Origin of the sequence: Bradyrhizobium iriomotense (assembly GCF_018130765.1) — a bacterium.
GTDB classification, from domain to species: Bacteria; Pseudomonadota; Alphaproteobacteria; order Rhizobiales; family Xanthobacteraceae; genus Bradyrhizobium; species Bradyrhizobium iriomotense_A.
Map to the genome: position 1 here is coordinate 122,063 of NZ_JAFCJZ010000016.1, position 12,698 is coordinate 134,760.

12 protein-coding genes are annotated in these 12,698 nt (G+C 59.0%); 5 read left to right on the plus strand and 7 right to left on the minus strand.

The window, feature by feature from the left end; translation table 11 throughout:
* The first annotated feature begins 213 nt into the window (after positions 1 to 213).
* Positions 214 to 1,290, plus strand: a complete 1,077-nt coding sequence (locus tag JQ635_RS25715) for a hypothetical protein (RefSeq protein WP_211412567.1) — start codon at positions 214 to 216, stop codon at positions 1,288 to 1,290.
* 85 nt (positions 1,291 to 1,375) lie between these two features.
* Here the strand turns inward: JQ635_RS25715 and JQ635_RS25720 are convergent, their stop codons facing one another.
* On the minus strand, positions 1,376 to 1,801 hold the full coding sequence (locus JQ635_RS25720; protein ID WP_211412568.1) for a cupin domain-containing protein: 426 nt from the start codon (positions 1,799 to 1,801) through the stop codon (positions 1,376 to 1,378).
* A 298-nt stretch (positions 1,802 to 2,099) separates the two neighbouring features.
* On the opposite strand from JQ635_RS25720, the gene JQ635_RS25725 reads away from it, so the two are divergent.
* Both JQ635_RS25725 and JQ635_RS25730 read left to right on the plus strand, forming a co-directional pair.
* Positions 2,100 to 2,564, plus strand: coding sequence for a MaoC/PaaZ C-terminal domain-containing protein (locus tag JQ635_RS25725; RefSeq protein WP_211412569.1), 465 nt, complete (start codon positions 2,100 to 2,102; stop codon positions 2,562 to 2,564).
* Between the two features lie 350 nt (positions 2,565 to 2,914).
* Positions 2,915 to 3,706 (plus strand): dienelactone hydrolase family protein, encoded by a 792-nt coding sequence (locus JQ635_RS25730; RefSeq protein WP_211412570.1) that lies wholly within the window; start codon positions 2,915 to 2,917, stop codon positions 3,704 to 3,706.
* Between the two features lie 165 nt (positions 3,707 to 3,871).
* On the opposite strand, the gene JQ635_RS25735 is transcribed toward JQ635_RS25730, so the two are convergent.
* Together JQ635_RS25735 and soxC are read right to left on the minus strand one after the other, a co-directional pair.
* Entirely contained in the window at positions 3,872 to 4,273 is a 402-nt protein-coding gene (locus JQ635_RS25735; protein ID WP_211412571.1) for a c-type cytochrome, read from the minus strand.
* Positions 4,274 to 4,394: 121 nt separating this feature from the next.
* Positions 4,395 to 5,708: a sulfite dehydrogenase gene (soxC, locus tag JQ635_RS25740; protein WP_211412572.1), complete on the minus strand. Its 1,314-nt coding sequence runs from the start codon at positions 5,706 to 5,708 to the stop codon at positions 4,395 to 4,397.
* Positions 5,709 to 5,989: 281 nt separating this feature from the next.
* Here soxC and JQ635_RS25745 point away from each other — a divergent pair, with 281 nt between their 5' ends.
* Positions 5,990 to 6,421 carry an SRPBCC family protein gene (locus tag JQ635_RS25745; protein WP_211412573.1) on the plus strand — a complete coding sequence of 144 codons (432 nt, stop codon included), beginning with the start codon at positions 5,990 to 5,992 and terminating at the stop codon, positions 6,419 to 6,421.
* Positions 6,422 to 6,875: 454 nt separating this feature from the next.
* Entirely contained in the window at positions 6,876 to 7,457 is a 582-nt protein-coding gene (locus JQ635_RS25750) for a hypothetical protein (RefSeq protein WP_211412574.1), read from the plus strand.
* A gap of 258 nt (positions 7,458 to 7,715) precedes the next feature.
* Here JQ635_RS25750 and JQ635_RS25755 read toward each other — a convergent pair whose 3' ends face one another.
* Genes JQ635_RS25755 through JQ635_RS25770 form a run of 4 tightly spaced genes read right to left on the minus strand, consistent with a single transcriptional unit; the run spans position 7,716 to position 12,645 of the window.
* Positions 7,716 to 8,783, minus strand: coding sequence for an adenylate/guanylate cyclase domain-containing protein (locus JQ635_RS25755; protein ID WP_211412575.1), 1,068 nt, complete (start codon positions 8,781 to 8,783; stop codon positions 7,716 to 7,718).
* Positions 8,780 to 9,157 carry a response regulator gene (locus JQ635_RS25760; RefSeq protein ID WP_211412576.1) on the minus strand — a complete coding sequence of 126 codons (378 nt, stop codon included), beginning with the start codon at positions 9,155 to 9,157 and terminating at the stop codon, positions 8,780 to 8,782. The genes JQ635_RS25755 and JQ635_RS25760 overlap by 4 nt, the downstream gene beginning before the upstream one ends.
* Positions 9,150 to 11,873: a response regulator gene (locus JQ635_RS25765; protein WP_211412577.1), complete on the minus strand. Its 2,724-nt coding sequence runs from the start codon at positions 11,871 to 11,873 to the stop codon at positions 9,150 to 9,152. The genes JQ635_RS25760 and JQ635_RS25765 overlap by 8 nt, the downstream gene beginning before the upstream one ends.
* A gap of 31 nt (positions 11,874 to 11,904) precedes the next feature.
* Positions 11,905 to 12,645 (minus strand): Tll0287-like domain-containing protein, encoded by a 741-nt coding sequence (locus JQ635_RS25770; RefSeq protein WP_211412578.1) that lies wholly within the window; start codon positions 12,643 to 12,645, stop codon positions 11,905 to 11,907.
* Positions 12,646 to 12,698 lie beyond the last annotated feature (53 nt).

Below are 12,698 nucleotides of genomic sequence, written 5' to 3' on the forward strand. Positions count from 1 at the left end.
TCGAAGAGCTATTCCATCCCCGGAAGCCAACACGGGCCTGACGCTCTCGGGGATGTTAGGCGGGCAGCTAAACCATGCTGTTCGCCTCGGGTCTGGGAACCCCTTGGCTGACGCAGCTGCAATGCTGGAAGCCGCACCCGTGGCATCGAGCCGGCCGACGGCAAAAGGCAGGTCGCAATTTACCCGAGCTAAGATCTCAAAGGAAACCCGACGATGTCGACATACAACGTTCTGATCCTGGGCGCTTCATACGGTTCGTTGCTCGCATCGAAGATTCTGTTCGGCGGGCATTCGGTTAAACTTGTCTGCCTTCCGCCGGAGGCAGATCTGATCAACTCCGAAGGGTTTCGTGTTCGGATTCCGATCCGCGGCCGGAGCGAACCCGTCGAGCTCGATTCACGCAAGCTTCCTGGCCGAGTGTCGGCAGCGGGAGCGACAGGCGTCGACCCGCGGGAATATGACCTCATCGGACTTGCGATGCAGGAGCCCCAATACGGATCACCCGGAGTGCGCGAGCTTATGAACGCTGTGGCGACATCGCGGGTGCCGTGCATGTCGATCATGAACATGCCGCCGTTTCCCTATATGAGGCGCGTTCCCGGGATAGATTCCGAACTACTTAAGCCCGCCTATACGTCGCCGGAAGTGTGGAAGGAATTCGACCCCGCTACCCTGACGCTCTGCAGTCCAGATCCCCAGGCAATACGGCCGGCGGACGAGAAGGCCAACGTATTGCAGGTAACTCTACCGACCAACTTCAAAGTCGCCCGCTTCGATACCGAGAAGGGGAACGAGATCGTGCAGCGGTTGGAAACGGAGATCGATGCTGCGCGTTACGATGCCCCCGAGGGCAGGATACAATTGCCGGTGAAGTTGCGGTTCTATGACTCGATCTTCGTACCCTTGGCCAAGTGGGCCATGCTGATGGCCGGGAACTACCGGTGCATCACCGAGGACGGGATGCGAACCGCCCGGGAGGCCGTTCATTCGGATCTGGAAGCGTCGCGCTCCATCTACGATTTCGTGCTCGAAGTATGCGTCAAGATTGGTGCCTCGCGTGACGAATTGGTGCCTTTCGAGAAGTACGCAACGGCGGCGGAGAGCCTGTCGCGTCCATCCTCCGCGGCCCGCGCCCTGAACAACGGCGCCCTGAATATCGAACGCGCGGACAAGCTCGTTCAGCTTGCTGCGAAGCAGAAGGGCATGCGCCACCCCGCTCTTGATGAGATCGTGACACTGGTCGATCGAAGGCTGGAAGCCAATCGGAAGATGAAACCCGCGGCGGCATAGTCAGGCAATCCATCGGGCCAGCCCCGCTGAGCGGACATCTTGAGTGCCCGTCGCAAGGTCTAAAACGGGCCAAAGGCGGATATCCTTATTGAGGAATGAACGTCTTGCCCGACGGCCCAACACCGGTGACCTGAATAATCACCTCCCCGTCCTTCGCCCATGTATAGTGCGGAGCTCTTGGAGGCTCGGAGTAGAACGTTCCCGCGGGGTATGGTTTGAATTTGCTTTCATCCCACTTCTCTCCCGAAGCGAAGTAAAAAGTGCCGGACAGGACGACGACCGTGCGCACTTCATCGGGATGCCAGTGCGGCATATCTTTCCAGCCGGCCGAGAACTTTACTCGCGTGACGAACATCCCGGGTTTGCTGGGATCGCCGTACAACACGACGGTTTGTGGTGCCCCTGCTAGAGGACCTTTGAACTCAATATCCTGCGGGAGCTTGAGGACACTCGTGTCCGTGCCCTGTGCGTAGGCGAGCGTCGCAACCAGTGCAGCCCAGAGTACCAACAATCCGGACCTAACTCTCATCTTTTCCTCCCTAGCGCTCCTTCGTTCGGCCCCGGCAAAGTAGCAGGGAAGAGGCTCAAGGCGCTGCGTCAATCCGCCACCGCGCCATGCAAAATATCCAGTTTGGGTCTTGTGCGGGTGGACCGAAGATTTTCTGATCCACCCCTATTAACGGACCTTCTCAGAGCCTGTCGGCATGTCTCAAAAGGGCCAGAACCGGGCGTGCTGACCTTGAGCGGCACCGAGACTATAGTGGCGTTTGCCATCCCTATAGTTTAGTCCGCTCGCAAAGGATTGACCAATGACCCGTATATATTTCGAAGATGCCGAAATTGGTACCGCCGGAAAGGCGGGTCCTTATTTGGTCTCGAAGGAAGAGATTATTCAGTTCGCCAAGCAATACGATCCGGTACCGCGCCACATCAATGAGGAGGCAGCAGCACGTTCAATTTTTGGTGGATTAACCGCATCGGGCGCCCACACGTTTGCAGTCTTCATCTCGCTTACGCCCAAGCTCCAGCCTCGGCCTCTCCATGTCCTCGCCGGAATGGGCTGGGATGAGCTGAGGTTGCCGAACCCGGTACGCCCGGGAGATGAACTTAATCTCGAAGCGATTATCTTGGAGAAGCTGGAATCAAAAACGAAACCTGATCGCGGTATCGTGCGCAATCAAATTCGATTATGTAATCAAAGAAACGAAATCGCCTTGCAATGCATCGGCACCATCCTCGTTGCGAGGCGACCGGACGCGAAAGCATCGGCGTAAGCCGTTCTACAAGGTTCCGTCGGTTGGTTGCGCTCCGATGTCTCTTGTGGGTCAAAACGCGAAGAACTCAGGTAGAGCAAATCTGGTCCGCTCTGGGCTCAACGAGCGGACTTCTGACCGCCGAGGCGCAACTTCGCAGATGGGGCAAAAACGGACTTCGCGGTACCGAGCTTAACAATGGCTCAAGCGAGGGATGTCTGCAGTCCTCAACTTACGCTATGGATGGACTGACATAACCTGCTACGTTGTCCCTGTTACGAAGACGGGGCGAGGTAAAATGGGCACACAAGCCGGAGCATGTCTTCGTTTAGCAGTATTGGTTACGTGCGTTTGCACCAACGCCCGTCACCATGGCACAAGAGTTGGTCAGGTTCGACAGTGCTCCAGTCCGCCTTGGCCAGCTCCAGCAGCGCTTGGCGCGCGAGCGTGGCGAAGCGCCGAAGGCGGGGGATACGATCGAGGGCTACCTCGCGAAACCTGAGGGCGACGGCCCATTCGCAGCCATTGTGTATCTCCATGGATGCGATGGACTTTCGAAAGATGCCCCAAAGTTCATCGCTCAATTCGTGACCGGTTTGGGGTATGTGTCACTTGCAGTCGATAGCTTTGCGACCCGTGGCATCAAGGACGCCTGCACCAAACCGATGCCTGCCATGATGCTTGCCCGCCAAGGTGATGCCTTAGGCGCTCTATCCTATCTTTCCAAACTTCCTTTTGTCGATCCTCAACGTATCGCTGTCCTGGGAGGATCGATGGGTGCAATGGTTGCGCTGCAATTAGCGTCGACCCACCACGTGGAAACATTCGACGCTCCTCGGGATCTGCAGTTCAAGCCCGCGGTGGCCTATTATCCGCTGTGCGGCGTTGCTTCCGAGGAACTCATCGTTCCCACATTAATCCTGATCGGCGAACTCGACGACTGGACGCCTGCGAGGGACTGCGAACTTTGGATGAAGAGGCGGGCCGACAGGGGTGCACCCGTTAAGCTGGTCGTCTATCCCGGTGCCTATCACGCCTTTAGCGTCCCGGCTTTCGCTGACGGCAGGGAAATGCACGGGCACTGGCTCAAGTACGATGCGGAAGCGGCCAGGAAGGCAGTCCAGGAGATGCAGAGTTTCCTCTCTGCTCAATTTTTCCGTTGAGTGACAGCGAGGCGAATGCTCCCATACGCGACTTGGAGCAGCTTCCGCTTCGGGTCATTCACGTCATTTTTGCAGTTGGACAGCTACTTCCGATCTACCCCCAACTTCAGACTTGTCGCGGCGCTGCGCTAGCTGAAGCGATGGGCCATGAGCCAACATTCCAACTTAGATTTTATCAGGGAAACGGATGATGAAGCCGCCACGGTTCGGCATCCGCACCTTGGGCAGCGTCTCGGGGTTCATGGTGTCGGTCTCGCCTATGAGTTTGTTTTTCGCCAGGATGAACGCGGTCAGAGCGTAGACCTCGTCGTCGGTGAGTGAGTTCGGCTGCTGCCACGGCATCCCTCTACGGATGAAGTCGAAGAGCGTCGTGGAGTAAGGCCAAAAGTTCGCGATGGTCTTCATCCCGGCCGATATGTCGGTGATCTTGCCGCCTCCGAACAGTGGTGAAAAACCGAATTTGTTCTTGCCGTCCTTGTCGTGGCAGGCGACGCATTTCTCCGCGTAAATCCGCTCGCCTTGCGCTGGCGTACCGCTTCCTGCCGGCAGGCCGGAGCCGTCAGGCATAACGCTGATATCCCAAGCCGCGACGTCGGCGGGGTCGATAGGCGTGCCAAGATTGGGCCCGTCGGCGAACGCTACGCTGATGCTCAGAGCGAACCCCAACGACGCGCTATAGACGAAAATTCTATGTATAGGCATGGCTGATCTGCCCATTGGCGTCGACCGCCCAACTAGTGACCGCGTTGAAGTGCTGGTTGGGATACGCCCCAATCGGGGGGACATTCTTCAACTCGCCGCGCTGAGCTACGAACTCGGCGCGTGTGGGTTGGAAGTTCCCGGCTTCATCCCAGGCCCGACTTTGAAGTATTGCGGGGCCACCGTTCCAATGCCAAGCCATGCGGAAACGGGTGAAAGCCTTCGCCAATACCGGCTCCTGCAGCGCCGCTTCGGCCCAACTCTGCCCGCCATCGGCCGAAACCATAACCCTGGCGATACGGCCGGTGCCGGAATATGCGACACCGGAAATCTGGTAAAGGCCGGGCTGCTTTAGGGGCATTCCGGGAGACGGCTGCGTGATGAACGATTTGACTTCTTGCAGGAAATAAAACTGGTATGCCTCGCCGTTCGGGAGAAGCTGCGTGTAGGTCTTGGTCTCCCAGAAGCCCATGGCTGGTTCCGTCACGAGCTTGATGCGCCGCAGATACTTGACGTTCATGTTGCCCTCGTAGCCGGGCAACAGCAGGCGCACCGGATACCCGTTACTCGGCGTGAGGCGCTCGCCATTTTGATAGAGGGCGATCATGGCGTCGTCCAAGGCCTTCGCCACGGGCACGCTGCGTGTCAGGTGAGGCGCGTCCGCGCCTTCGGCGATGAACCATTTCGCCTTCGGATCAATGCCGGTTTCTTCGAGCAGGGTGGAGAGTTTCACACCCGTCCATTCAGCACAAGACGCGAGGCCGTGCAGTGCCTGAACGTTGCCCTGCAGCGGCTGGGGGGAAAACAGCGGTGCGCTGTTGCCGCCGCATTCCAGGAAGCTGATACGCGACACCATCGGATAGCGCGCAAGTGCCTCAAGCGTGAACATCAAGGGGCGTCTGACGAGGCCGTGGATAACGAGGCGGTGTTTATCCGGATCGATGTCGGGCGGGCCGCCATAGGCGACCACAAAGTGCAGGCCATTCGGCGTGATCATTCCGTGTAGCATGTGATGCGGGGTACGCGCAGTTTGAACGAATGGCAGGCCGTCGGGGTTGTTCAGCGTTCGGGCGACGTTCTTCTCAAACCGAGACGGCAGCTCATACGATTTGATGCTCGAACCGGGCTCGAGGCTCCATGGATCATCCTTGAGGGGCTCGGCCGCGGCGCTTGTCAGCGAGGCCCCGACGCCCGTGCTGAGCGCGCCTGCTATAGCGACGCCCTGTCCGAGAAGTGCACGCCGGTCAATCAGACCGTTTCCAGCTACAGCATCCCCCGAAGGACGACGGATTCCTTTGGGCATGACCGCCTCCTCAGCTGTCGGCGTCTTGAAAGTATAGAACTGATTTTCTCTCGCCCGCAATGACCGGTTCGGGGCGTCCGGCTATCCGCCAGGCGATCGGAGGAGTACGATGCGAAGGCCCAGAGCATGAGCGAAAAGGAGATGAGCCCGTCGGCCCAGACGAGTACGACATCCTTGCTGACCCGGAGCGCCTGCGCCAACTCGACTTGCGGCCTCGGCGACGGATGTTCCGCGCCTCGGCCCGGCACCATCCGCAGGAGATCGGAGCAAAGGAGGCACAGATGGCAACGATCGTAGAGAGCATTGAGATATCCCGTCGGCCCGAAGACGTCTTCGTATACGCGACGGACTTTTCGCATTTCCCCGAATGGCAGGGTGGCGTCGTATCGGCACGCCGGGAAGGTGACGCCCCACTGAAAGCCGTGGTGACCCGGCGGCTCGGTCCGCGGAATTTGCAGAGGACGGAGGAGATAACCGAACTGAACCCTCCGAGGACGTGGACCGTGCGCGGTGTTGGCGGCCCGCTCACAGCGATTGCCAAAGGCACAGTTGAGCCACTCGATGACGGCAAGCGGTCGCGCGTAACGATCGCCCTCGAATTAGAAGCCCACGGGATCGCCAGGGTGCTTGCTCCGCTCATCCTTCGGCAAGCGCGAAGGCAGCTGCCGAAAAACGAGCAAAAGCTGAAGGAACTGCTCGAGCGGGGCGCGTAACCGCAAAACGGGACGTTGTGTTCAAAATCGACCGCGGTGCCGCGCCTCTGGGCGCATAGAGAGGTCGATGGTGCGCCGGCATGGCCGACCAGGCGCTCAATCTTCTCGGGGACGTGGCTGGCTCGCACGGCGTGGGCGGCGCTTTGTGGGCTTCACTATCGCGCGGGCAGGGATCGTCGAAATCGACGTTGTTGCCGACTCCGAGCGCCTTCGCGGGGCCCACTTGGCAGTTCTCAACGACTGACGAGCCAACCTGCGTTACCAGGCACGTGCCAGCTGGCAGTTTTAGGCCGATGACCGCGATGTCTCACTTGGGTCAATGCGCGACCTCGCGGAGAGGGCTGCTTCCGGCGCAAAAGAGGACGTTTGGCCGGGTGCGCATGTCTCAGAAGACAACCGGCGGTTATGACGAACGCGGGCTAACGTCCAGTCTACCCAGACAGTCGACATGCTTATGGCTTACGCATTGATCGGCTCGGGGCCAGCGGCAGAACTCCGAGCGTTGCAAAATGAGCGAGCGCAATCGGTCGATAACGCGGTTGGCGTTGGCGAGAACGCGGTCGGGAACGGCAACGTCGTGACCGCTGACTTCGCGGTTATTAGCAGAAGCATGTATCGTAGTAAGGTTGTGTCCCTAATGAGAGCCAAGATTATGAAACTAACCTATACGGATTCACGGGATGGAAGGGTGATTATTGGGTTCACCGACGAGCGCGGTGAACATGAAATCGCTCTAAGCACAATAGAGACGGCAGACCTTATCGGTGCGTTGAGGACCTCGTTAGAGGAGGCGATTGGAAGTCCGGCCGCAGACAGCATGGCCCTTCCCGGCATTGAAAGAGTGCAGATCGTTGAGACTGCGGAAGAAGTGCTTTTCCGCGTCTATATGAATGATCGCATTTCCCATGATTATCCGGTGCCGAAAAGGACCGTTCTTGCGGATGAGCTTCGGATGCTGGCTGACCGGATGGAGGCGCGCAATTCGGCAAAGGCCACACATCCATCGCCCGATGCCCAAAAGGGCAAACTAAATTAGCGGATGGTGGGTACTCACAAATCGCGACCGTTCTGCAATCTCTAAGTGATGTCTGCTTAGCTCCCAAGAGCGGCGGAAAAGCGGAAATCGTGGGAGGTCCGGCCAGGGCCACAACCGGACCTTCTCTTAAGGGTGCAAAACGTTGCGGATCAAATCAACACAACAGGTTGGAACTTCTGAGGGGCTCAATCGGCTGGCGAATTTCGTTGCGCGCTCATCGACCGCGTTCATCGAAATCGGGGAGCATGACTCGAAATGTCACCGTGTCACAGTTTCAGGGTATCGAAGACCATCGCATTCGAACAGTTCTACCGCCCCCTTCCCCTTGAGCTCCACTAATCCGCGGCTTCGGCCCGTACAGCAGTGCTGAATCCGGGCCCATGCGGTAGCACTCATTAGGATCGATCCGCCTTCCGCATGAGAGGTGACACGGGCGGCAGTGTTGACAGTGTCTCCCCACAAATCAAACGAGTATTGGCGCCGGCCCATGATCCCAGCGACCACGGGGCCGCTATGAATCCCGATGCGGACCGCCCAGCCGGGCTTGAGTCTCTGCGAGGTCTCGATCATCGCCCTTGCACACCGCACCGCGGCCAGCACGCCGTTCTCCATGGGATGAAGAAGCCCCGCGGTGGAAAGGAACGCATCTCCGATGGTCTTTATCTTTTCCATGGCGTGCGCTTCGACGATGTCCTCGAACGCGTCGACAAGAGTGCGAAGCTCAGACACGACCTGCTCGGCCGGATGGCGATCGCAGTATCGCGTAAACCCGACGATGTCGCTGAACAGCACCGTGACATCCTCCATGCGACGAGGCTTAACCTCGTTGGTCGCCTTCAGCTCGGCCACCGCGCTCGGCGGCAGGATGGCCTGCAACAATTCGTCGCCGCGCCGCCTCTCGCGCTCGATTTCTTCGAGGTAGTAGGCCTCCCTGTCGCGCAGACGTTTCTTCTCAAGACATGCGCCGACACGAGCGCCGAGAACCACGGGATTGAAAGGCTTCAGAAGATAGTCGTCGGCGCCGAGTTCGATACCGCGAACCACGCTTTCAATCTCGTCCACTGCGGAAATCATGATGACTCGGATCTCTCGCGATGCCGGACATGCCTTGAGCTGTTCCAGCACTTGATGGCCATTCATCCCTGGCATGAGGACATCGAGGAGGATGAGGTCTAAGGGCTGTTTGGCAACCATGGCGATTGCCTCGGCCCCGTCGTTAGCGGTCAGCACTGTTTCATAGCCCAGGCGCCGCAATCGACGCGTGAGCAGATAACGATTGTCCTCGTTATCATCTACGACGAGAATCACGGGGTGCGGCTCATTCATGTCTTCGGCGTCGCGTTCAGCAGGGCGTCGATTCGATCAATCAGGCGCGGAAAATTGACCGGTTTCGCAAAGAAGTCATCACAGCCCGCCGCGAATGCTCGCTCGCGATCCTCCGGCATGGCGTGGGCGGACAGTGCAACAATCGGGACAGCCGCAGTTTCCGGTGCTTCGCGCAACTGCCGTGTAACTTCCCAACCGTCGATGACTGGTAGCCCTAGGTCCATCAGAATAAGGGCCGGGACCCGGCTCTTGGCTTGCGCCAAGCCGTCCGCGCCGTCGCGGGCGATGAGGACCTCGTAGCCCTTTCGCTGCAACCTGCGCGACATCATGTAGATGTTGTCCTCGTTGTCCTCAATGTACAGGATCTTAGCCATCGCGTTCGGCCCGCTGCTGCATTCCACCGATGGGGACGTTGTGCACGACGAAATCCCGGATTCTTGCCAGCAACTCGTCGCGGTCGCAGGCCGCTTTGGACACGAACTCCGCAATTCCGCTATCGAGTCGGCGGCGGTCCGCCTCGCTCAAGCTGGTAGCCGTCATCGCGACGACCGGAATATTGCTGAATGCCGCATCACCTCGGAGCAGTTCGAGAAATTTGAACCCGTCCATGTCAGGCATCATGAGATCGAGCAGGATCAGACTCGGCCTGCGTTCCCGAAGCCGCGTCAATCCCTCTCGACCGTCCCCGGCTTCGATGGTCCGCCAGCCCTCATCGGCGAGTGTCGACGTCAGCAGTCGCCGCGTCCCCTCATCATCCTCTATGACGAGAATATCTCTTGGACTTCCGTTCAGATGACGTAATACCGCTCGGAGCCGTGCCCAGTCGATCGGCTTGGTGATGTATTCGCTCGCGCCAAGCGCATAGCCTTTGCTGCGCTCATCAACGATGGTTAGCATGATCACCGGAATCGCCGCCAACTCCGAGGTCGATTTGAGTTCTCGGAGCACGCTCCAGCCGTCGGGCTCAGGCATCAATACATCCAGTGTAATCAGCGAGGGGCGAACCTCACGCGCGAGCTTGAGGCCTTCTCGTCCTCCCTGCGCAGTCAAGACGTCAAAACCTTCCTTGCTGAGGAAGCGACGCATGACATCCAGGGTATTGAGATCGTCGTCGATGACGAGCACGCGCGGAGCCGTGCCGCCCGTGCCGCGAATCGGTGGGATGCCCGGCGCAACCGCTGGCATCTCGGCGCGCAGTGGCGTCCCCTGAACAGCTTGAGCAGGTAGACGGACGGTGAAGGCCGCGCCGCAACCTGGCGCGCTCTTGACAGTGATTTCTCCGCCCATTGCTCGAGATAGGTGCCGGCTAATTGCCAAACCCAGCCCGGTCCCGCCGTACTTGCGCGTCGTCGAGCTGTCGGCCTGAGAGAACTCCTGGAAGAGGCGGCCAAGTTGCTCCTCCGTCATTCCGATGCCGGTATCGGCTACGGTGAAGATCAACCATTCGGCCGATCCGTCAGCTTCGCGCTTGGCGGTGAGGCGGATCTCGCCCCCTTCCGTGAACTTGCACGCATTGCTAAGCAAGTTCAGAAGCACTTGACGCACCCGGGTCGAGTCCGCCTGCATCGCCCCAATGTCCGCAGGGCAGTCGACGACAAGTTGGTTGCTGCTCCTGTCGGCGATCGGCTGGGTTGTCTTCGCGAGTTCGCCAACCAGTGTCGCGACATCGAGCTCTTCTGGATACAGATCGAGCTTGCCGGCTTCGATCTTGGACAAGTCGAGGATATCGTTGATCAGCATGAGAAGGTGTTTGCCTGCCCGCACGATACGCCCAACGGGCTCGGAAATAGCTTCCTCACGTTCTTCCTGCGCTTCCTCGTGGAGCACCTCGGCGATGCCAATGATGGCGTTCAGGGGTGTTCGAAGTTCGTGGCTCATATTTGCGAGAAACTGGCTCTTCGTTCGATTTGCCGCCTCTGCCTCCTCGCGCGCCTGCTCGAGTTCGATCTGACGGCGCTTCAGCTCGGTGATGTCGGTGTAAACGGCGACTGTTCCGCCGTCATGGGTCCTGCGCTCGGTGATGCGGACCCAACGATCATTCAGGTACGAATATTCAGCCACGCTGTAGGGCGCTGAATGCTCTCTCAGGCGTCCCTCAATCCACTCCTCTGGCGTCCGCTCATTCAGCTCCGGCACAGAGCGTGCAACTCCTGCTTCGAGAATCTCGCGTAATCTGGTGCCGGGCCGGAAGAGGTCTGCCACGGCGGGGTAGATCTCGCGCACACGCTCATTGCACGCCACGATGCGGTCGTCCGCGTCATAGAGAACGAAGCCATCCGAGATGGTTGCGATTGCGGCCGCCAGCGTCTTGCGTTCATGCTCCCGTTCGGCAGTCAACCGGTCCCGCTCTGTAAGAGTGTCGCGGAACATCGCCAATGTCCGTGCCATGGCACCGATCTCGTCCTGGCCCGCAGCCGGAATCTGGACTTCCACGTTCCCGGCGTTGAGGCCATCGATCGCCACGACAAGTCGCCGCAGCGGAAGCGTGATCGAGCGCAACAGGAAGAAAGTGACGAGTGCTCCCATGGTCACCACGAGCACTGTGATCCCCTGCGTGATCCGGGTCGCAGTGTCGACATCCGCAACCGCACGTTCGCGAGCCGCAGCCGCCTCTCGGGTTAATTCAGTGACGATTGATCTCAAGAGCTCATCAACGACTGCACTGTGTTGTCGCGCCTGAGCCAGGAGAGAATTGCCCATCACTCGGCGATCAGCAGTGTACTCCTCAACGGCATCAGCGGCGAATTTCTGAAACTGCGCCAGCTCCGCCCGAACGGCGTCAATGCGGTCGGGTTTCCTCGCCGCTACCTGGTCGAGAAGATGCTCCATTCGGCTCCGAGCTTCTTCGGCATTTCTCTCCGAAAGTGTCAGCATGCTAACGGCGAGGTCGGTCAACCAATAACGCAACTCCCCGAACGCGACGCGTGCGCCATTTGCCGATTCGATCACATCGATCAAATCAGCCACTTCGGCAACAACCGCCGAGTTATCCGTTAGCTTGCGTGTGAGATAGATATTCGTTCCCAAGATAACGAGGAGCAGCGCGCTCGATAGAAGAATGATCCGGGTTCGGATGTTCAGTCGCGCCATCGTCGCGAGCCTCGCATGCTCAAATGCCGGGCTATCGGTAGAGAATGATGCTAATGACGCCGCCCAGCTCATCCAATTTCGCGCCTTCCTTCGGGTAGCCTGTTATGTCGACTTCGCCTTTTGGTGAACCGTGGCAAGCCAGACAGGTTTGATCGTAGTATTGGGGCACCATGACTCGGAACGCCGGACGCCCGCGCGTTTCGACAGCAGCTGAATAGGCCTGATCGCGCAGCCAGTTCGACGCGAGCAGCTTTGATTTTATGACATCGGCCTCCCACGCGTCTGGACGTGCTTTTCGGTTGCGGATGCGATCGGGCGGGCCCGTGACCTTCACTTCAGCCTCGCCCTTTGCTCTGCGGGCAAACGCTTCGTTGACCAGGCGCGCGAACACCGCCGGGATGAACCCCTTGAACCCGGTCCCTGTCGCGTTGATCGTTGCCTGATTTGCGTCCATGACCTCGATGATCGCATCCATTTGGGCGCGCAGCAGTCGGCCGTGCCGGGAGGCGGGGTCGACTGATGCCGGATCGATGCCGTTTGTTGCGCGGTAGATTTCGCGAGCCCGTTCGATCAACGCACCGCCGCTAAGGCCCTTGTCGCCGAGCTTTGGATCGTTGATCCGGTCCTGCTCGCGGGAGATGACAGTTTCGCCAGCGACCAGCATATCGGCCAGGCTATTGCCAATTGACAGATCTTCGCTCGGATCCTCTCTTTCCGGGGCCGCGCAAATCACCGACGCCGGGATCGTGCCCATAAGGATAAGGGCTATCATCGCTGTCACCAACGAGTGCCTCGACAGGACCATCCCTTGATCTCACAGTTGTT

What these genes read in the sequence shown, in the direction of transcription:
- JQ635_RS25760 (WP_211412576.1), bottom strand. Translation starts at nt 9,157, where the DNA reads ATGGCTAAGATCCTGTACATTGAGGACAACGAGGACAACATCTACATG.
- JQ635_RS25755 (WP_211412575.1), bottom strand. Translation starts at nt 8,783, where the DNA reads ATGAATGAGCCGCACCCCGTGATTCTCGTCGTAGATGATAACGAGGAC.
- JQ635_RS25735 (WP_211412571.1), bottom strand. Translation starts at nt 4,273, where the DNA reads ATGCCTGACGGCTCCGGCCTGCCGGCAGGAAGCGGTACGCCAGCGCAA.
- JQ635_RS25745 (WP_211412573.1), top strand. Translation starts at nt 5,990, where the DNA reads ATGGCAACGATCGTAGAGAGCATTGAGATATCCCGTCGGCCCGAAGAC.
- JQ635_RS25715 (WP_211412567.1), top strand. Translation starts at nt 214, where the DNA reads ATGTCGACATACAACGTTCTGATCCTGGGCGCTTCATACGGTTCGTTG.
- JQ635_RS25725 (WP_211412569.1), top strand. Translation starts at nt 2,100, where the DNA reads ATGACCCGTATATATTTCGAAGATGCCGAAATTGGTACCGCCGGAAAG.
- JQ635_RS25750 (WP_211412574.1), top strand. Translation starts at nt 6,876, where the DNA reads ATGGCTTACGCATTGATCGGCTCGGGGCCAGCGGCAGAACTCCGAGCG.
- JQ635_RS25765 (WP_211412577.1), bottom strand. Translation starts at nt 11,873, where the DNA reads ATGGCGCGACTGAACATCCGAACCCGGATCATTCTTCTATCGAGCGCG.
- JQ635_RS25770 (WP_211412578.1), bottom strand. Translation starts at nt 12,645, where the DNA reads ATGATAGCCCTTATCCTTATGGGCACGATCCCGGCGTCGGTGATTTGC.
- JQ635_RS25730 (WP_211412570.1), top strand. Translation starts at nt 2,915, where the DNA reads ATGGCACAAGAGTTGGTCAGGTTCGACAGTGCTCCAGTCCGCCTTGGC.
- soxC (WP_211412572.1), bottom strand. Translation starts at nt 5,708, where the DNA reads ATGCCCAAAGGAATCCGTCGTCCTTCGGGGGATGCTGTAGCTGGAAAC.